Below are 20366 nucleotides of genomic sequence, written 5' to 3' on the forward strand. Positions count from 1 at the left end.
CTTATTACAACGCCCGAAGACCGCACTCAGCCCTGGGCTACAAGTCTCCAGCATCCCGACTTGCCTTGAACAACCTATTGCAAATCAACACCTAGGGGATGGTGCCTGGATCACAGCAAACATTGCGCCAACCCCTTTGGCGAGTCATACCCGCGCCCTCTGCGGCCACAGTGCCCCACTACAATAGATCGCTTATGGCTTCTGAATTCGACGTTTGTATCCGTGGCGCGGGCATTGTGGGCCGCAGCTTGGCATTGTTGCTGGCGCGCGAGCGCATGCGCGTGGCCCTGGTGGACACGGCCCCAGCGCCCAGCAACAGCGGCCATGGCGATGTGCGCGCCTATGCCCTCAACCCGCTCTCGCGCGAGGTGCTGCAATCGGTGCGCAGCTGGCCCGAGGCGCAGTACGCCACCCCCGTCACCCGCATGGATGTCTATGGCGACCAGGGCGGGGAGGTGCATTTTGATGCGGCGCAGCAGCATACCGAAGCGCTGAACTGGATTGTGGATGTGCCCGCTCTCGAAGCGCAGTTGGCCGCCGCTGTGCGCTACCAGCCGATGGTGGAGACCGTCACCAGCCCGGTCGATGCCCGACTGACGGTGGTCTGCGAAGGTAAGCACAGCCGCACGCGCGAAGAATTTGGCGTGGAATTTACCACCATCCCCTACCACCAGACGGCCGTGGCCACCCGCCTGCGCTGCCAGCGCCCGCATGGCCAGGCCGCACGCCAGTGGTTTTCTGCAGCCGGCGATATTCTGGCCTTTCTGCCGCTGGGCGGGCCGGAGGGCCACGAGGTGGCCGTGGTGTGGTCGCTGCCGGTCAGCCAGGTCGAAGGCGTCAAGGCGCTTGATGATGCGGGCCTGGCCATGGCGCTGGAATCGGCCAGCCAGGGCATGCTGGGTAAGTTGACCGTCTGCGCCGAGCGCGCCGCCTGGCCGCTGCAGCAGTCGGTGGCACGCCAGTGGTGCGGGCCGCTGCCAGGCAGCACGACGCAAGATTCCGCCAAGGCCAGAAGCTGGGTATTGGCAGGTGACAGCGCCCACGCCGTCCACCCCCTGGCCGGCCAGGGCCTGAACCTGGGCATGGCCGATATTGCTGCGCTGGCCCGCTTGCTGACCAGCGACGATGCGCGCTGGCGCCGCCTGTCAGACCTGCGCCTGCTGCGCCGCTATGAGCGCGAGCGCAAGGCGCGCCTGGCCCCCATTGGTTTGGCGATGGACAGCATTCAACAATTGTTTACCCGGCCCGAAACGCCCTTGCAGAGCCTGCGCAACTGGGGCATGCGTGGCTTTGAAAGCAGTGGGCCGCTGAAAACCTGGGTCACCCGCCAGGCCATGGGAGTGAACTTTTAGCGCCCATCTGGTACAAACCCGTGTTCGGCCTAGGAGCCGCTTGTTAGTACCAAAATGTTAATAATTGCGGGGGTTTAGCGCTGCCCCAGGCCTCCAGGCTGCAGCGCCACTGCCTCCCGCCAAGACGGACATTGCCGTACCGCCAAGCGGCTTTCCATGCGTTGGGGACTGCCCAACACCCAGGCTTTCCACTATCAAGATTCAAAAAAAGGTTTCCCATGCGAATTCTCTCTACGGTGTTGGCCAGTGCGGCCTTGGCGGCCAGCTTCTCTGCCAGCGCGCAAGAAGACGTGATCCGCAAGTCGCTGGCAGAGCGTATCCCCCAGCTGCAAAAGATTGACGAAGTCAGCGCCACACCCATGCAAGGCCTGTATGAAGTGCGCGTGGGCACCGATTTGTTCTACAGCGATGCCAAGGGCAACTACCTGATCCAGGGCGAGCTGATCGACACCCAGGCGCACCGCAACCTGACCGAAGACCGCATAAACAAGCTGACGGCGGTTGATTTCAACAGCCTCAACCTGAAGGACGCGATCAAGACCGTCAAGGGCAATGGCTCGCGCAAGATCGCCGTCTTTGAAGACCCGAACTGCGGCTACTGCAAGCGCTTTGAGAAGGACCTGCAAAACGTCAAGGACGTGACGGTCTACACCTTCCTCTACCCCATCCTGAGCCCCGATTCGGTCGAGAAGTCGCGCAACATCTGGTGCGCCAAGGACCCGTCCAAGGAATGGGCCAGCCACATGCTCAAGGGCACCGATTCGCCCGCCGCCCCATCGAGCTGCGATGTGACCGCCCTGCAACGCAATATGGAATTTGGCCGCAAGTACAAGATCACCGGCACGCCGACGATCTTCTTTGCCGATGGCTCGCGCGTCCCCGGCGCCATTGGCTCGGACGACCTGGAAAAGCGCCTCAAGGCCATCAAGTAAGCTTGGCGCGCTGCCCCCCCTTTTTCTCAGGCCCTTTGGGGCCTTTTTTGCGCCTTGGAATCTTCTGCAAAACCCTCGCCCACTGGGATGGGCGCGGATCGGGATAAGACGCAAGCCGTCTTTTGCAGTCAATAGCGGGCTACTAACAACAAAGACAACGCAGCGGATCGCCCGAGTCCGCGTTCAGACCCGTGCAGGGAGCTTTGCAGCGGGCCCCTAACCCCCATTCCCCAGGCCCGCACCCGCCCATGCAATTGGGGCTACGCTTGCAGGCTATGACCCAAAGCGCACCCGCCGTGGCAGCCCATGCCATCCAGTACACCATCACGCCCATTGATCTGCATGCCCACCTCTACCAGATCGTGCTCAATATCCCCCAGCCCAAGGCGATGCAAAGCCTGTCGCTGCCGGTGTGGATACCCGGCAGCTACCTGGTGCGCGAGTTTTCCAAATCCCTGCAGGGCCTGAGCGCCAGCCAGGGCGGGCAGTTGGTCGACATCCAGCAGCAGAACAAGAACACCTGGGTGGTGGACTGCAGCGCGGGCGAGCCGCTCACGCTGAGCTACCAGGTCTGCGCCTATGACAGCTCGGTGCGCACCGCCTGGCTCGACAGCCAGCGCGGCTTTTTCAATGGCACCAGCGTTTTTCTGCGCGTGCATGGCAGCGAGCCGCTCTTGCAGGTGCTGCACATCGAGCCGCCGGCCCAGCAGCCCCACTGGCAAGTGGCCACCGGCCTTACGGCTGCGCACACCAACCCCCAAGGCTTTGGCCGCTACCACGCCAGCAGCTACGACGAGTTGGTGGACTGCCCCGTGGAGATGGGCCCGTTCTGGAGCGCCGAGTTCAGCGCCCACGGCATCGCGCACCGCTTTGTGGTGGCCGGCGCTCCGCCCAGCTTTGATGGCGCGCGCCTCATTGCCGATACGCAAAAGATCTGCGAGACCGAAATCCGCCTCTGGCACCCCCGGGGCAAGCCGCCTTTCGAGCGCTATGTGTTCATGCTCAATGCCATGGACGACAACTACGGCGGCCTGGAGCATAAGAACTCCACCGCGCTGATCTGCAGCCGGCGCGACCTGCCCCGCAAAGGCGAGGCCAAGGCCAGCAGCGGCTACATCACCTTGCTGGGCCTGATCAGCCACGAGTACTTCCACACCTGGAACGTCAAGCGCCTGCGCCCCATGGAGCTGGCCAGCTACGACTACGAACGTGAGAACTACACCGAGCTGCTGTGGTTCTTCGAGGGCTTTACCAGCTACTACGATGACCTGATCCTGCGCCGCGCCGGCCTGCTGGACAACAGCCAGTACCTCAAGCTGCTCAACAAAACCCTCAACCAGGTGCTGCAAACCCCGGGCCGCCATCTGCAAAGCCTGGCTGAATCCAGCTTTGACGCCTGGGTCAAGTACTACCGGCAGGACGAAAACACGCCCAACGCCACCGTCAGCTACTACACCAAGGGCTCGCTGGTGGCCCTGTGCCTGGATTTGAGCCTGCGCCGTGAGGGCCACAGCGGCCTCGACCAGGTCATGCGCGCGCTGTACAAGCGCTGCAAGGCCGGCCCCATGCGCGAGCAAGACTTGCGCGATGTGCTGCAGGAGCTCACCGGCCGCAGCTGGGCAGCGGACATCAGCGCCTGGGTGCATGGCAAGCACGACCTGCCTGTCGCCGCGCTGCTGCAGGCCCATGGTGTGGACTGCCAGCCCGACACGCCCCAGATCGCCCAGCAGCTGGGCCTGCGCGTGGCAGAAGGCGCGGCGGGCATCGGCATCAAGGTGGTGCTGCGCGGCGGCACGGCCGAGGCGGCCGGCATGATGGCGGGCGACGAATGGATCGGCATCGAGCCGCTGCAAGCCAGTGCCGAGAGCTACGGCTGGCGCCTGCACAAGCTCGATGACCTGCCGCTGTATGCCGGTGATGCCCAGCAGGTGCTGGCCCTGGTGGCCCGCGACAAGCGCCTGCTGCGCCTGCCACTACAGCTGCCCCAGCGCGCCACAGAGGCACCCACCAAAGGCCGCAAAAAAACCCCAAAAGCTGCCACCCCGACCGACACCGTCACCTTGGCTGTCGCCGATGTGAATTTGGCCAACCTCTGGCTGGATGGCCGCTGAGCGGTAGCGCCAGCCCGCCTGTCAGCACCCAAAAAGCGCCATCTTGCTGGGCCTGCTGCGCCGCCGCAGTGGGCTTGGTGTAGGATGCCTGTCGACATGCGGGCACCAGCAAGCCGCTGCTGCCCAACAACCAAGGAGATAGACCGTGGCCTATGAAATGATCGAAGTGCGCGTCGAAGCCGAGAAGGTGGGCATCATCACCCTCAACCGCCCCAAAGCGCTGAACGCGCTCAACGACCAGCTGATGAACGAGCTGGGTGAGGCGCTCAAGGCCTTTGACCTCGACAAGAACATTGGCTGCATGGTCATCACCGGCAGCGAAAAAGCCTTTGCCGCTGGCGCCGACATCGGTGCCATGGCCAAGTACAGCTTTGCCGACGCCTATGGCGGCGACTACATCACCCGCAACTGGGAAGCGATCCGCAGCATCCGCAAGCCCGTGATCGCCGCCGTCAGCGGCTACGCGCTGGGTGGTGGCTGTGAGCTGGCCATGATGTGCGACTTCATCATCGCTGCCGACAATGCCCGCTTTGGCCAGCCCGAGATCAAGCTGGGCGTCATCCCGGGCGCCGGCGGCACCCAGCGCTTGCCCCGCGCCGTGGGCAAGGCCAAGGCCATGGACATGGCCCTCACCGGCCGCATGATGAACGCCGACGAAGCCGAGCGTGCCAGCCTGGTCAGCCGCGTGGTGCCGGTGGACAAGCTGATGGAAGAAGCGCTGGGCGCGGCCATCATCATCAGCGGCTTCTCGCAGCTGGCCGTGATGGCCGCCAAGGAATCCGTCAACCGCGCCTTTGAGGGCAGCCTCAACGACGGCGTGATGTTTGAGCGCCGCCTGTTCCACGCGCTGTTTGCCACCAACGACCAAAAAGAAGGCATGGACGCCTTTGTCAACAAGCGCCCAGCCCAGTTCAGCAACAGCTGATCGGGCCCGGTCGCGGCCAAAGAACCGTGATTTGCACAAAACTTTGCAGATTCTTGGGCAGCCTAAAATTTCGGTATATAATTTCCTTCTGCCGGTCGTATAGCTCAGTTGGTTAGAGCGCAGCATTCATAATGCTGATGTCGTAGGTTCAAGTCCCACTACGACCACCAGGTTTCAAACCGCAGTGATTGCAAAATCACTGCGGTTTTTCTCTTTTCGGCATGGCCAAGCCCCAGGCACAATAGCCGGCATGCAAGATCTGTTCAGTCCGCTCGCAGATGCAGGCCATCCACGCTGGGAGCGCATCGCCATCGGCCGCCAGGCCTGCGTGCTGCGCGGCTTTGCACTGCGCTGGGAGCAGGACTTGCTCAGCCAAGTGCAAGCAATGACGGAGCAAGCGCCGTTTCGGCATTTGCGCACGCCCGGCGGGCGCAGCATGCAGGTGGCCATGAGCAACTGCGGCGGCTTTGGCTGGTACAGCGACCAGCACGGCTACCGCTACACCCCCACCGACCCCTTGAGCGGCCACGCTTGGCCACCCATGCCCGAGGCTTTTGAAGCGCTGGCCGCCCAGGCCGCAGAAGCAGCGGAGCTGCCCCCGTTTGCCCCCAATGCCTGCCTGATCAACCGCTACACCGTCGGCACGCGCCTGACCCTGCACCAGGACGAAGGCGACGCCAACCATCCGATCGTGTCAGTATCACTGGGCCTGCCCGCCACCTTCCTCTGGGGTGGCGACAGCCGCGCCGATGCCACGCAAAAGCTGCCGCTGCAGCATGGCGATGTGGTCGTCTGGGGCGGTGTGGACCGCATGCGCTTCCACGGGGTGATGCCGGTGCGCGATGCCATCAGCCCGGTGGCGCACCCCTTGTTGGATGGGGTGCGTATCAACCTCACCTTCCGCCGCGCCACTTAGGCCTCCGGGCCACTGGCCGCACCACCCAGCTCCTGCGACAGACAATCGATAAAGCTGCGCACCTTGGGCGCCAGGTAGCGCCGGCTGGTGTAGATGGCATACAGGGTGACCGTCAGTGCCTCCCACTGGGGCAACACGCGCTGCAGCTGGCCGCTGCGCAGATCGTCCTCCACCAACCAAGATGGCAAAAACCCCAGGCCCATGCCGGCACGCACCGCATGCAGGCTGAGGTTGGAATCATCGGACAGCAGGGCCGGCTGCAAATGCAGCGGCGCACTGCGGCCTCCGGCCTGGCTCAGCTGTAGGGGGCTGATCGATACATAGCTGGGCAGCACGGCAGGGTGCTGGGCCAGGTCCGCTGGCTGCCGGGGCTGGCCTGCGTGCTGCAGGTAAGCGGGCGTGGCCACCAGGTAGAACGGCACCTGGCACAGCGGGCGGGCAATCAAATGCGGGGCGGGGTCAGACGAGGCCCGCAAGGCCATGTCGTAGCCGGCGGTGGCCAGATCGATCTTGTGGTTGTCCAGGTGGATGTCGACCAGCACCTGCGGATAACGGGCGCGGTAGCGCGCCAGAATGCGCGCCATCTGCGGGGTGGCGCACCACACCGGCGCACTGATCTTGAGCTGGCCACTGGGGGCCTGGTTGTGCTGGCCGATCTCCTGGGCAGCGGCATCCAGCATCTCCAGCGCCAGGCTGCTTTGGGCGTACCAGCGCTGGCCCGCCTCGGTCAGGCTGACATGGCGGCTGCTGCGGTTGAGCAGGCGCGCGCCCAGGCGCTGCTCCAGCTGGGCCACATGCTTGCTGACCATCGGCGCCGAGATGCCCAGGCGCTCGCCGGCCTGGGCAAAGCTGCCGTTGTCCACCACCGCCTGGAACACCTGCATGCTGGTGAGCTGGTCCATAGTTTCTCAATAGGAAATCAATTGCTGCATTTTAGCCACTTGGTTTCCTTTTAGGCAGCTACTACATTGGAGACAAGGAGTTTTCAGCATGACCACCACGACCACCCCCACCGCCCCCACCAATACCACGAACACCAGCGGCAGCCGCCTGCCCGTGTACTTCATCTCGCACGGCGGCGGCCCCTGGCCCTGGATGCCCGAGATGCACGACCACTATGCGCAGCTGGCGGCCTCACTGGCCGATATGCCGCGCCAGATCGGCCGCACACCCCGTGCCATCCTGATGGTGTCTGCCCACTGGGAAGCCGATACGTTTACCGTGCAGTCCACGCCGCAGCCCGGCATGATTTATGACTACGGCGGTTTTCCGGCCCATACCTACCAGATCCACTACCGCTCGCCGGGATTGCCTGCGCTGGCCGAGCGGGTGGCTGGCCTGCTGGGCCAGGCCGGCATTGCCGTTCAGGCTGATGCCGAGCGCGGCTACGACCATGGCATGTTCTCGCCGATGGCCGCCATCTACCCCGATGCCCAGGTGCCGGTCGTGCAGCTCTCGCTGCGCCGGGGCCTGGACCCTGCCGAGCACCTGGCGCTGGGCCGGGCGCTGGCTCCTTTGCGCGATGAGGAGGTGCTGATCATCGGCAGCGGGCTGTCGTACCACAACCTGCGCGCCTTCGGGCCCCAGGCTCGGGTGCCTGCCAAAGCCTTTGATGACTGGCTGGCCGAGACCATGCTGCAAGGCGACAGCGCCACCCGCAGCCAGCGGCTGCTGGACTGGGAAGACGCCCCTGCCGCACGCATCGCCCATCCGCGCGAAGAGCATCTGCTGCCGCTGATGGTGGCGGTCGGCGCCGCCGAGGCGGACCGCGCCGTACGCGTCTACCACGAGGAGGCTTTCATGGGCGGGCTGGCGGTATCCAGCTACCGGCTCGACGCCGCATAAACCACCTTGAGGCGTTGCGGCCATGGCGGCCCTCCCAAAAAGTTGCATTACACAACCATATGGATGTATATTGCAACCAACTACTGGAGCGCACCATGGCAGCCGATACCCCCTTGGTCAACGACATCCGCAGCGCCTCCCGCGCCATGGTGCGGGAGCTGGGATTTATGGCCAGCACCTTGGCGGCTACGCCCTATTCCGCGTCCGCCGTCCATGCCTTGCTGGAGATCGATGCACAGGGCAGCACCACGGCGGCACAGCTGGCCGAATGTTTGGGGCTGGACAAATCCAGCATCAGCCGTATGGTGGCCAAGCTCATCAACAACGGCGAGCTGCAAGAGCAGCCTTGCGCCGATGATGCGCGTGCCAAGCAGTTGCTGCTGACCACCCAGGGCCAGCGCCGGGTAGCGGGCATTCACGCCTTCGGCCAGACGCAGGTGCGCAGCGCGCTGGCGCAGCTCAACCCATCGTTGCAGCAAGCCGTGGCGCAAGGATTGACCGCCTACGCGCAGGCCTTGCAGGCGCACCGGCTGGGCAGCACTGCCGGCCAGACATCCTCCGCCAACGCAGCCACCAGCAGCATCCAGATCCACAGCGGCTACCGCCCAGGTCTGATCGGCCGTGTAGCGGAGATGCATGCCGTTTTCTATGCCAAGCACTGGGGCTTTGGCGCGTTTTTTGAAAGCCAGGTGGCCTCGGGCATTGCCGAGTTCAGCGGCCGCCTGGGTGAGCCCTGCAACCAGGTCTGGACCGCCTTGCACAACGACCGCATCGTTGGCTCCGTCGCCATTGACGGCCAGGACCTGGGCAACAACCAGGCCCACCTGCGCTGGTTCATTCTGGATGATGGCTGCCGAGGCGGCGGCGTGGGCCGCCAACTGCTGGCGCAGGCTATGGCTTTTTGCGACCAGCGCAGCTTTGCCAGCACCGAGCTGTGGACCTTCCAAGGGCTGGACGCCGCCCGCAAGCTCTACGAATCCCTGGGCTTTGCGCTGGTGCATGAGGAGGCCGGCCAGCAATGGGGATCGACGGTGGTGGAGCAGCAGTTCAGCCGCCGCCTGCACGGCGCCTAGGCTATGCACGCCCGCCAGCCCGCGCTGTGGGCAGCGGCCACCACCGGCATGCTGGTGGGTGCGGCCATGGTCTCCACCAGCGCGCTATCGTCCGCCGCCTCACCGGCCAGCCTGGCGTTTTTGCGCTATGCCATTGGGCTGGCGATGCTGGCAGTCCCGGCCCTTCTGGCGACCTGGCCACGCTACCGCGCCCGCGATGCACTGGCCATTGCCTTGCTCGGTGTGGCGCAGTTTGCCGTGCTGATATTGCTGCTCAACCATGCGCTGGCGCGCCTGCCCGCATCGACCTGTGCCCTGGTGTTTGCCACCATGCCGCTGTTTACCTGGTGCCTGGCGGCCCTCACAGGGCGCGAAACCTTCAGCCCCCGCAGGCTGGCGGGCCTGGTGTTGGCGGTGGGCGGCGTCGCCGTGCTGCTGATTGGCAGCACGCGCGCTGCCAGCGGCTTGGGCGGCGCTGGCGGCCTGGGCCTGCTGGGCGGTTCAGGCATGGCCGCCTTGCTGGCAGCCACCCTGGTGGGGGCTGCCACCAGCATCCTCTACGGCCCCTATATGCGGCGCTACCCGGCGCTGCCCACCAGTGGCCTGGCGATGGCGGCAGCGGTGCTGTTTCTGGCGCTGTACTGCGCACTGCAAGGCCAGCCGCTGCTGCCGGTGTTCTCTGCAGGGCAATGGGGCCATATGGTCTTCATCGGCCTGTCAAGCGGCCTGGGTTATTTTTGCCTGCTCTGGGCGCTGGGCCGGCTGGAGGCCTCCATGGTGATTGCCTTCCAGGCCTTGGGCCCCGTCACCGCCGCCCTCTTGGAGCTGGCCCTGCACCAGCGCATGCCGTCCACCGCGCTGCTGGCGGCCATGGCCCTGGTGCTGGCGGGCCTCCTTATCAGCACCAAGGCGGCCGCGCGCTAGCCAACCGCCTGCGGCGCGTCGCCCATCGACCAAGCCCCAGTGCCGGACTGCGGCACCCCCAGTGTTTGTAGAATGCGGCCTTCAGCCCCTGGATATACACCATGAACCGCTGCACAACACCCCACACCCACCCACACCGCCTGCGACGCGCCACCCGCGCCAGCCTCGCCGCTCTGGCCCTTGCGCTGGGCGGCATCAGCGCCCTGCCCAGCCTGGCCCAGACCGCCACCTTTGCCCCCTTCCAGGGGCCGGTTCGCGCCTTTCCGCCCCAGGCCCTGCGTGGCAATCTGGTGGTCACCAGCCCGACCGAGGCGACCATCGACAACCAGGCACTGCTGCTGGCGCCAGCCTTCAAGCTCTACAACCCGCAAAACACCACGCTGCGCCCCAACACCGTACTGGGCCAGAAGCTGACGGTGAACTATGTGATCGAGAAAAGCAGCGGCCGCGTGCATGCCGCCTGGATCTTGAACAGCGATGAAGCCGCCCTCAAACGCGACCGCGCCGACAACGGCTTCTGGAGCGGACTCTTTAAATAAAACGCCCGGGCGCAGCAGCGCGGTCTGACCAACTCCGGTCAGGCGCTGCAGGATGACCTGCGCATTCCCCCTGGCAGCAGTGCGCCCGCGAGGCGCCTGGATTTCTGCCGTATTGCCGTATTCCACCCAGGGCCTGCCTTCGCAGCCCCTGGGTCCCCACGAGATTTGCACCATGTCCAAAAAAGTATTTATCAAAACCTTCGGCTGCCAGATGAACGAGTACGACTCGGACAAGATGGCGGATGTGCTGGGCGCCGCCCAGGGCTATGAGCCCACCCAGGACATGGAAGAGGCCGACCTGATCCTGTTCAATACCTGCTCGGTGCGCGAAAAAGCGCAGGAAAAGGTGTTCTCCGACCTGGGCCGCGTCAAGCACCTCAAGGAAAAGGGCGTGCTGATTGGCGTCGGCGGCTGCGTGGCCAGCCAGGAAGGCGCCGAAATCATCAAGCGCGCACCCTATGTGGATGTGGTGTTTGGCCCGCAGACGCTGCACCGCCTGCCCGAGCTGCTCAATGCCCGCGCGGCCAAGGCCAAGCCGCAGGTCGACATCTCCTTCCCCGAGATCGAGAAGTTCGACCACCTGCCGCCGGCCCGCGTCGAAGGCGCATCGGCCTTTGTCTCGATCATGGAAGGCTGCTCCAAGTACTGCAGCTACTGCGTCGTGCCCTACACCCGGGGCGAAGAGGTGAGCCGCCCGTTTGAGGACGTGCTGGTCGAAGTGGCGGGCCTGGCCGAGCAAGGCGTCAAGGAAATCACCTTGCTGGGCCAGAACGTGAATGCCTACCTGGGCAAGATGGGCGATACGGCCGAGATCGCCGATTTCGCGCTGCTGCTCGAATATGTGTCCGAGATCCCTGGCATCGAGCGCATCCGCTACACCACCAGCCATCCCAACGAGTTCACGCCCCGCCTGATCGAGGCCTATGCCAAGCTCCCCAAGCTGGTATCGCACCTGCACCTGCCGGTGCAACACGGCAGCGACCGGATTTTGATGGCGATGAAGCGCGGCTACACCGCCATGGAGTACAAGAGCACGGTCCGCAAACTGCGCGCCATCCGCCCCGATTTGGCGATGAGCAGCGACTTTATCGTGGGCTTCCCCGGCGAGACCGACGAAGACTTCCAAAAGATGATGAAGCTCATCCATGACGTGCGCTTTGACAACTCCTTCAGCTTCATCTTCAGCCCCCGTCCCGGCACACCGGCCGCCAACCTGCCCGACGACACGCCTTACGAGGTCAAGCTGCGCCGTCTGCAAGAGCTGCAGGCCGTCATCAACACCAACATCAAGGACATCAGCGAAGAGCGCCTGGGCACCGTGCAGCGCCTCTTGGTGGAAGGCAAGTCCAAGCGCGACAACGGCGAGCTGATGGGCCGCACCGAGTGCAACCGCGTGGTCAACTTCCCCGGCCAGGAACGCCTGATCGGCCAGATGGTCGATGTGCGCATCACCGAGACCATGACTTACACGCTGCGCGGCGAGGTGCTGATCACCCACTGAATCCCGACAATGGCCAGGCCGTGCAGCGCTCGCCACCGGCGATGAAAGCCGGTAAAAATAGCTTGTTGCCTGCTTTTGTGGCCCACAAAGGCCATACCCGCCTTGGGGGCCGTTAGCATGCAGGGGGCGCATGAGGGATGCGCCATTACTACTAGAAAGGCGTCATCACCATGGCTTCCGCGTCCGATCCAACCACCGCACTGCGCAGCGAGGCGCTCGATGCCTTCCTGGACCATGTAGAAGCCTTTTTTGACGCCGATGATGAGACGCAGGAATGGTCGGCGCGTCAGGCGGCGGCCGCCGAGCAACTGGCCTCGCGCAGCTTGCAGCCCGATGACCTGGACCAGTTGCGCCGCCTCTACCGGCTGTGGAGCATGGCGGGCCAGCCCGCGCAGGCGCTGGCCGCCGTGCAGCAGCACCAGGCCCGCCTCTTGCAGGACCTGGCACCCCAGGCCCAGCGCGATGCCACCCTGACCATGGCGATGATGCAGGCCGATGCCGCCGAGGATGTGGCCGAACTGCCAGCGGGACAGTACCGCACCGTGGTCGAAAACGCCATCGCAGCGGTGGACCAGGCCGGTGACCAGGGCGACCCGGACCGCGCCTGGCGGCATCTGGCACGCCATGCCCACCAGGCCCAGGCCCTGGATCTGCAAGAGCAGATCTACCGCAAACAGCACCAGTACAAAAGCCAGCAGGCCGATCGCGCCCACCTCAGAGCCTGGGATGATGCGGTGCTGGCCACCCGCCTGGGCCGCATCGAAGCGGCCAAAGGCAACCCCGGCGCGGCCCGTGATCTGGGCCACTACGCGCTGCAAAAACTCCAGCACGCAGCAGCGGGCCAGGACATCGACACCGATGACTGGCTGAGCCTGGGCGAGGACATCATTGCACTGGCCCCCGATGCGCTGGCGCAGCACAGCGAGCTGACCCTGGCCAGCCTGCCCAGCACCGCCTCGCCCGCCGCCTGGCGCGACACCCGGGCCCAGCTGGCACGCCTGGCCGCCGGCAGCCTCTACCAGCAAGGCGCCATCGATGCCGCCATCGCCAAGGGCCAGGAAGGCCGCTTCGCGCTGGTGCGCGACAGCGATGACGGCAGCAGCGCGCAGCTGATCGACTGGCTGGTGCAAGCCGCCCGCCTGCCCGAGGCGGCCCACCTGTGCTTTGAGAGCACCTTGCACAGCCGCCCCGCTTCGCGCGAAGCCGCCTGCCGCCAGGCGCTGGCCCATTTGGGCGAATCGGCCGGCGCGCCCTACTGGGCCTTGTGCCTGATGGCCGCCAGCCAGGATGAAGATCTGGCCGAATTTTTGCCCGCCGACATGGATGCCGAGCAGGCCTTTGCGCACTACAGCGCCACCGTGCAGCAGCAGTCGCTCAACCACCCGATGTGGCGCCTGCTGCAGGGCAACCATTTGTTCGAGCAGCAGGACTATGCGCAGGCCTTGCCGCTGCTCGAAACCCTGGCCGAACGCCCCCAATACGCCAATGGCGAGCTGGCCTACCGCCTGTTTGTCTGCCGCGCCCGTGTGGCCGGCCTGGCCAGCGCGCTGCAGTCGGCCTATATCCGTTGCGACAGTGGCAGCTGGTGCTATGCGATGGGCGTGCAGCTGGACGATGACGAAGCGCTGATGAAAGCCATCGGCATGGAAGGCGACGCGCTGCCCGCCGACTGGCCCTATGACGAGCTGCTGCGCTGGATCAAGCACTACTACGAGACCGGCCAGGCCCGCTTTGAGCACTGGTTTGCCACCGGCCAGGGCAGCTACAAAGATGGCAATCTGCACGACTACTCGATGCTGTGCAACAACCTGGCCATCAAGTACCGCTATAACGACGAAAACTACGATGGCGCGCTGGCCCTGCATGCCAAAGGCATTGCGACCAGCCCCTTTGCCGAGCACTACAACGGCATCGTCTCCACCCATATCGACAGCGACAACTACGCGCAGCTCATTGCTGCTGCCGAGCAGCTGTGGCACTACAGCCGGGACAACGGCTACAGCCGCCACAGCCCTTGCGATTACTTCCCCAAGGTCGCCTATGCGCTCTACCAGCAAGACCGCAATGTGGAGAACAGCATCTGGCTGGAGCGCCTGGACGAGTGGTGGAGCCAGCTTGATGAAGACGAGCAGCGCCACGAGCGCTATGACTATTTGCGCAGCCTGCTCAACCAGCTGGACTACTACTCGGCCACCCACGGCGCCGAGGTGCTGCCGCGCCTGCAGGCCCTGTTGCCCGAGCTGTACCAGCGCCAAAACCCCTACCTGCTGCGCCGCGCCGGCGATGCCATGCAGACCTCGGGCACGGACCAGCAAGCCATGCAGATCTACCAGGAGGCGCTGGCCTGCCCTCCAGGCGATGACGCGGCCGAGCGGGAGAAGCTGCAAAGCAGCATCGACAAGCTCAATGCCCAGCTGATCACCACGGTGCCGGGCGCGGCTGGCAGCAAACCCTGGTGGAAGTTCTGGTAGCCATGTCCATACGCAGCAGCACGGTGTACCTGGCGCGCAATGTGGTCAATGCGCCCGAGCTCAAGGCCCACATCAGCGCACGCAGCCGCGCGCGCGGCGACAGCCCCGAGATTGCCGCCTGGCTGCACAACCATTTCTACCGCTACCTGGTGGGCAACTTCCATTCGCCACCCGAGGCGGTGCAGGCCATCACCACCACCGACGCATTGCAGCAGCGCTACGCCGCTGGCGCGCCTGCCTGGGCGCTGGCCCTGCTGGCGCGCAAGGCTGGCCCCGAGCCAGCGCCAAGCGCGCCCCTGCTGTGGTGGATCAGCCCAGCCCATGAGAGCGTGCTGGCGCTGGAGCGCCAGCTTTTGGAGTTTTTGCAATCGCGCCAGGGCACCTCGCTAGAGGGCAAGCTCGCGCGCATCAACTGCCCGCAAGCCCTGGAGCGCTGGGCGCAGGAGCACCAGGCCTTCGAAGCCCAGCAGCTGGCGGGTTGGCGCCAGCACCAGCCCCTGGCCATCCAAGCGGTGTGGCAGGGCAGCCAGGGGGCATTTGTCGAGCTGCTGCCCGGCAGCGGCGTGCTGCGCGAAGAGATGGCTTATGAAAGCCAGATGATGCGCCACTGCCTGGGCCAGTTTGCCAACCGCCGCCAGCTCAGCGGCGGCTATGGCGAGCACTATGCCGTGGGCTGCGAGCAAGGCCGCATGCGCATCTTCAGCTACCGCACCGGACAGGGCCAGCCGCGCATCACCATCAATGCCTGGTTGCAGGCCGATGGGCGCTTGCGCATCGACCAGATCAAGGGCAAGCAAAACCGCCCGCCGATTGACCGCTACCGCGCCGATGTCATCGCCTTTTTGAACCAGCTGAACACCAGCGAAGACACACCCGACGATGCCCTGGGCATGCGCCTGCTGCGCACCACCGGCACCACACCGGGCTGGCATGCGGTCGAAACCTTGCGCAGCGAGGCCGAGCATTTGCAGATCTGGCAACGCCAGCCCCGGCTGCTGGCCCATATTCCCCAGGCATCACCACTGGTGCAATGGCTGGTGGCAGCGCATGACAGCAGCCTGCTCGCAGGCCAGAGCCTGCCGCCCGCGCTCGCCTTCAGCCTGGAGCAAGCCGGCAAAGCGCCGCCCAAAATGCACCGGGGTGCGAGGCCGGGGATGGAGGAGATGCCGCCATGATGCAGATCGTCGTCGCTCTGCTGGGGCTGGGCCTGGTGTGGCAATGCATCCGGGCTTTTCGCCGGCAATGGGGCAGCACCGCATCTGCAGCCTCGGCACCCGTCGCGCACTACCTGCTCACGCCCGAGCAGAACTGGGCCCTGGCTTTGGCACACCCCATGGCCTTCCATGCGCTCAAAGGCGGGTTTGCCGACAGCGATATGCCCTCGCCCACCACCAGCCTGGCGGCATCGTTGCGGCCCATGGCCTTGCATGCCTTTGGGCTGCGCACCGATCTGGACGATGCCAAGGTGCGCGAACAATTGCCCGAGCGTTTGCGCACGCGCTGGTGGTGCCTAGATGTGGAGCGCCTGCAAGCCGGTGACGATGCCCGCGCCGCGATGGCCTTTGCCTGCGTGCGTACCTGCTTTTTTGTGCGCACTGCCGCCATGCTTGGCTGGCTCAGCCCCGAACAGCAGTGGCAGCTGCTACAGCTCAATGCCGCGCGGGCCCGCGATTGCTTTACCAGTTGGGAGACGTTTGCTGAGGCCTATGCACAGGGCCGTGCGCAATGGGTGGCCAAGGGCCGGTCCGATGCGCTGGGCCGCGCCATCAGCCCCGAGGAGCTGCAGCGCTGGCTAGAGGATGCCTCGCACCCCTGGGGTGCTTACGCCTGGCCTTGATCTTGGCCAATGCATTGGCAAATGCCTGCTTACTTCTTGGCCACGATTCATCCGGATATCTGCGCCTTGAATATTATCAAGCGTCAAATATGGTGCGGGCTTCAGTAAATCGGCGCGAGAAATAGGGGTTGGCCAGGCTCACGGTTTTGACTACTCCGCCGCTCGATGGCGCATGCACAAACTGGTTGTTGCCCGCATAAATGCCCATGTGCGAATAGCGCGCGCCCATGGTGTTGAAGAACACAAAATCGCCGCGCTGCAGATCACCCCGTTCGATCTCGGCACTCACCCCCGCCCACTGCGCGGTGGTGCGCGGCAGCCGCCGCGTGGTAATGCCCTGGATCGCGTACTGGATCAGGCCGCTGCAGTCAAAGCCGCCTTCCGGTGTGTTGCCGCCATAGGTATAGGGCGTGTTGACCACCAGCATGACCCGCGCATAGAGCGCCTCGCGCAGCTCGCCGCTCAGCCCCAGGTTGACGGGCACCACGCCCGTGTCCACGCGTGGAGAGGCGCCCAAACCACCGGCCGTGCGCTGGCTGCCCTCTTGCCGTGCCGTGCGCGGCGGTGAGGAACCACAACCGGCCAGCAGCGCCGATGCCGACAGCGCCCAGAGCAAAAATGGCCGGCGCGCAGCCGTGTCGTGGTGGTGCATGGTCTCCCCCTTGGGTTCAGGCAGCAAAAAATTCATGAAGCATATTATTCACAGTTTCATGCAAGCTTGTGAAATGTATTGGTATTTGTCGCTGAGACACGGCTTTTCTCGCATTTTTACCAATTTGTCAAACGTGCTGAATACCCCGAATGCCCAACTATTCTGCTTTCAGAGGGAGAAGACTACAATTTGTGTCGTAAGCATAGAAAACAAGCATCCTTCATTGAAAGGACACCCCCATGGTGCAATTCTCCAGACGCCAGTTCATGAAAGTGACTGGTTCGACTCTGGCGGGTTCCAGCCTGGCAGTGATGGGCTTCTCGCCCGCCACCGCGCTTGCTGGAGTCCGTCAGTACAAACTGGTCGGCAGCACAGTGACACGGCAAACCTGCACGTATTGCTCTGTTGGCTGCGGCATTTTGATGTACTCGCTGGGCGATGGCGGCAAGAACGCCAAACTCTCGGTGATCCACGTCGAAGGCGACCCCGACCATCCCGTCAACCGTGGCACCTTGTGCCCCAAGGGCGCGTCGCTGCTGGACATCGTCCACAGCCCCAACCGCCTGCTCTACCCCGAATACCGCGCGCCCGGCTCTGATGAGTGGAAGCGCCTGTCCTGGGATGAGGCGCTGACCCGCATTACCAAGCTGCTCAAGGACGATCGCGACGCGAACTTCCTGGAGAAGACCGATGATGGCCTGACGGTGAACCGTTGGACCTCGACCGGCATGCTGGCCGCATCGGCTTCCAGCAACGAGGCCGGTTACATCACCTACAAAGTGGCCCGCTCTTGGGGCATGTTGGCGTTCGACAACCAAGCCCGTGTCTGACACGGCCCGACGGTGGCAGGTCTTGCCCCGACGTTTGGCCGTGGAGCGATGACGAACCATTGGGTCGACATCAAGAACGCGGACGTTATTTTGATCATGGGCGGCAATGCCGCTGAAGCCCACCCTTGCGGCTTCAAATGGGTGACCGAGGCGAAGGAGCACAACAAGGCGCACTTCATGGTGGTCGACCCGCGCTTTAACCGCTCGGCTTCGGTGGCGGATTTCTACGCCCCTATTCGCTCCGGTTCGGACATTGTGTTTCTCGGCGGCGTCATCAACTACCTGCTGACCAACGACAAGATCCACCACGAGTACGTGCGCAACTACACCGACTTCACGTTCATCGTGCGGGAAGACTTTGCGTTCGACGAAGGCATCTTCTCGGGCTACAACCCGGAAAAGCGCACCTACGACAAGGCCAGCTGGGACTACGAACTGGGCGAGGACGGTTACGTCAAGACCGACCCAAGCCTGCAGCACCCGCGCTGCGTCTACCAATGGCTCAAGCGCCATTACGCCAGCTACACGCCTGAGAAGGTCGAGAGCGTCTGCGGCACGCCCCAGGCCAAGTTCCTGCATGTCTGCGAAAAGCTCGCATCGACCGCAGAGGCTGGCCGCGCGGCGACCATCCTGTACGCACTGGGCTGGACCCAGCACTCGACCGGCGCGCAGATTCTGCGTACCGGCGCCATGGTGCAGCTGCTCCTGGGCAACATCGGTGTGGCCGGTGGTGGCATGAACGCTTTGCGCGGTCACTCCAACATCCAGGGTCTGACCGACCTGGGCCTGCTGTCCAACGCGCTGCCCGGCTACCTGACACTGGCCAACCAGGGCGAGCAGGACTACCAGAAGTACATCGACGCGCGTACGCAAAAGCCTTTGCGTGCCAACCAGATGAGCTACTGGCAGAACTACCCCAAGTTCCATGTGAGCCTGATGAAGGCCTTCTGGGGACCGGCTGCCACCAAGGAAAACAACTGGGGCTACGACTACCTGCCCAAGCTCGACAAGCAGTACGACATGCTGCAGATCTTCGAGCTGATGAACGAAGGCAAGGTCAACGGCTACATCGCCCAGGGCTTCAACCCGCTGGCGGCGCTGTCCAACAAGAGCCGCGTGCGCGACGGGCTGGCCAAGCTCAAGTTCCTGGTCGTCATGGACCCGCTGGCCACCGAGACCTCGGAGTTCTGGAAGAACTACGGCGAGTACAACGACATCGACACCGCATCGGTGCAGACCGAGGTGTTCCGCCTGCCCACCACCTGCTTCGCTGAAGAAGATGGCGCGGTCGTGAGCTCCTCGCGTGTGCTGCAGTGGCACTGGAAGGCCTCCGAGCCGCCCGGTGAAGCCAAGACCGACATCGCGATCATGTCGGCGCTGCACCTGCGCATGAAGGCGGCCTACCAGAAGGACGGCGGCAAGTTCCCCGATCCGATCCAGAACCTGTGGTGGCCTTATGCACAGCCGGCGCACCCTTCGTCCGAAGAGATTGCCAAGGAGTACAACGGCCGCGCACTGGCGGACCTGACGGCGCCCGATGGCAAGGTCTTGCGCCCTGCCGGCCAGCAGCTGTCTGGTTTTGGCGAGCTGCGCGACGATGGCTCCACGATGAGTGGCTGCTGGATCTGGGCGGGCAGCTGGACCGAAGCGGGCAACCAGATGGGCCGCCGCGACAACAGCGACCCAACCGGTATCGGCAACACGCTGAACTGGGCCTGGGCCTGGCCGGCCAACCGCCGCGTGCTGTACAACCGCGCATCGGCTGACTTGGAAGGCAAGCCTTTCAACCCCAACCGCCCGCTGGTGCAGTGGAACGGCAAGACCTGGGGGGGTGCGGACGTGCCCGACTACGGCGCGACCATCAAGCCCGAAACCGGTACCGGCCCGTTCATCATGAACCCGGAAGGGGTGGCACGCTTCTTTGCCCGCAAGGGCATGAACGAAGGCCCGTTCCCGACCCACTACGAGGCATTCGACAACCCGCTGGGCTACAACCCGATGTACCCGAAGAACGACAAGGCCGTCAGCAACCCTGCCGCCCGCGTCTTCCCGGCCATCTGGGAGACCTTCGGCAAGGCGGACGAGTTCCCGCATGTGGGCACGACCTACCGTTTGACGGAGCACTTCCACTACTGGACCAAGCACGCGTTGCTCAACTCCATCATCCAGCCCGAGCAGTTCGTCGAGATCGGCGAGGCGCTGGCCAAGGAGATCGGCATTGCCACGGGCGCGATGGTCAAGGTCAGCTCCAAGCGTGGCTACATCAAGGCCGCTGCGGTGGTGACCAAGCGCATCAAGCCCATGCAGATCGAAGGCAAGACGGTGCACCACGTGGGTATTCCTATCCACTGGGGCTTCAAGGGCCTGACCAAGCCTGGCTTCCTCGCCAACACCCTCACCCCGTTTGTGGGTGATGGCAACAGCAACACGCCAGAGTTCAAGACCTTCCTGGTGAAGGTCGAGAAGATCTAAGGAGCAG

16 protein-coding genes and 1 tRNA gene are annotated in these 20366 nt (G+C 64.3%); 15 read left to right on the top strand and 2 right to left on the bottom strand.

All coding sequences use genetic code 11. From position 1 onward, the window contains the following. The first annotated feature begins 194 nt into the window (after positions 1–194). From M2375_RS09145 to alkB, 6 genes are all read left to right on the top strand, one after another. Positions 195–1352 (top strand): FAD-dependent monooxygenase, encoded by a 1158-nt coding sequence (locus tag M2375_RS09145; RefSeq protein WP_259165357.1) that lies wholly within the window; start codon positions 195–197, stop codon positions 1350–1352. Between the two features lie 218 nt (positions 1353–1570). Beyond that, positions 1571–2284, top strand: coding sequence for a DsbC family protein (locus M2375_RS09150; protein WP_259165358.1), 714 nt, complete (start codon positions 1571–1573; stop codon positions 2282–2284). A 275-nt stretch (positions 2285–2559) separates the two neighbouring features. Further along, a complete protein-coding gene (locus M2375_RS09155; protein ID WP_259165359.1) occupies positions 2560–4395 on the top strand; it encodes a M61 family metallopeptidase in 1836 nt (611 codons plus the stop codon). A 145-nt stretch (positions 4396–4540) separates the two neighbouring features. After that, on the top strand, positions 4541–5320 hold the full coding sequence (locus M2375_RS09160; protein WP_259165361.1) for an enoyl-CoA hydratase: 780 nt from the start codon (positions 4541–4543) through the stop codon (positions 5318–5320). A gap of 93 nt (positions 5321–5413) precedes the next feature. After that, positions 5414–5490: transfer RNA gene (locus M2375_RS09165), tRNA-Met, on the top strand. Between the two features lie 80 nt (positions 5491–5570). Further along, on the top strand, positions 5571–6236 hold the full coding sequence (gene alkB / locus M2375_RS09170; RefSeq protein ID WP_259165364.1) for a DNA oxidative demethylase AlkB: 666 nt from the start codon (positions 5571–5573) through the stop codon (positions 6234–6236). Here alkB and M2375_RS09175 read toward each other — a convergent pair. Further along, positions 6233–7138: a LysR family transcriptional regulator gene (locus M2375_RS09175; RefSeq protein ID WP_259165367.1), complete on the bottom strand. Its 906-nt coding sequence runs from the start codon at positions 7136–7138 to the stop codon at positions 6233–6235. The genes alkB and M2375_RS09175 overlap by 4 nt on opposite strands. Before the next feature lie 88 nt (positions 7139–7226). On the opposite strand from M2375_RS09175, the gene M2375_RS09180 reads away from it, so the two are divergent. From M2375_RS09180 to M2375_RS09215, 8 genes are all read left to right on the top strand, one after another. Beyond that, positions 7227–8081, top strand: a complete 855-nt coding sequence (locus M2375_RS09180; protein WP_259165368.1) for a class III extradiol ring-cleavage dioxygenase — start codon at positions 7227–7229, stop codon at positions 8079–8081. Positions 8082–8176: 95 nt separating this feature from the next. Then, positions 8177–9154, top strand: a complete 978-nt coding sequence (locus M2375_RS09185) for a helix-turn-helix domain-containing GNAT family N-acetyltransferase (RefSeq protein WP_259165370.1) — start codon at positions 8177–8179, stop codon at positions 9152–9154. A 3-nt stretch (positions 9155–9157) separates the two neighbouring features. Next, on the top strand, positions 9158–10057 hold the full coding sequence (locus M2375_RS09190) for a DMT family transporter (protein WP_259165372.1): 900 nt from the start codon (positions 9158–9160) through the stop codon (positions 10055–10057). Between the two features lie 101 nt (positions 10058–10158). Beyond that, on the top strand, positions 10159–10596 hold the full coding sequence (locus M2375_RS09195) for a hypothetical protein (protein ID WP_259165373.1): 438 nt from the start codon (positions 10159–10161) through the stop codon (positions 10594–10596). Positions 10597–10768: 172 nt separating this feature from the next. Beyond that, a complete protein-coding gene (gene miaB, locus M2375_RS09200; RefSeq protein ID WP_259165374.1) occupies positions 10769–12097 on the top strand; it encodes a tRNA (N6-isopentenyl adenosine(37)-C2)-methylthiotransferase MiaB in 1329 nt (442 codons plus the stop codon). Positions 12098–12267: 170 nt separating this feature from the next. Beyond that, the gene (locus M2375_RS09205) at positions 12268–14568 is read left to right on the top strand and encodes a hypothetical protein (RefSeq protein WP_259165378.1); all 2301 of its coding nucleotides are present in this window, start codon (positions 12268–12270) and stop codon (positions 14566–14568) included. A 2-nt stretch (positions 14569–14570) separates the two neighbouring features. Then, positions 14571–15743 carry a hypothetical protein gene (locus M2375_RS09210; protein ID WP_259165379.1) on the top strand — a complete coding sequence of 391 codons (1173 nt, stop codon included), beginning with the start codon at positions 14571–14573 and terminating at the stop codon, positions 15741–15743. Then, complete coding sequence (locus tag M2375_RS09215) at positions 15740–16405, top strand: DUF1266 domain-containing protein (RefSeq protein ID WP_259165380.1); 666 nt, start codon at positions 15740–15742, stop codon at positions 16403–16405. Before M2375_RS09210 ends, M2375_RS09215 begins: the two co-directional genes overlap by 4 nt. A gap of 76 nt (positions 16406–16481) precedes the next feature. Here M2375_RS09215 and M2375_RS09220 read toward each other — a convergent pair whose 3' ends face one another. Beyond that, positions 16482–17057 (bottom strand): C40 family peptidase, encoded by a 576-nt coding sequence (locus tag M2375_RS09220; RefSeq protein ID WP_259165381.1) that lies wholly within the window; start codon positions 17055–17057, stop codon positions 16482–16484. 239 nt (positions 17058–17296) lie between these two features. Between M2375_RS09220 and fdnG the strand changes: the two genes are divergently transcribed. Continuing rightward, positions 17297–20359 (top strand): formate dehydrogenase-N subunit alpha, encoded by a 3063-nt coding sequence (gene fdnG / locus M2375_RS09225; RefSeq protein WP_259165382.1) that lies wholly within the window; start codon positions 17297–17299, stop codon positions 20357–20359. Positions 20360–20366: the final 7 nt, after the last annotated feature.

It is taken from the genome of Comamonas sp. BIGb0152, from assembly GCF_024809975.1.
In the GTDB taxonomy this organism is placed as follows: Bacteria; Pseudomonadota; Gammaproteobacteria; order Burkholderiales; family Burkholderiaceae_C; genus Comamonas.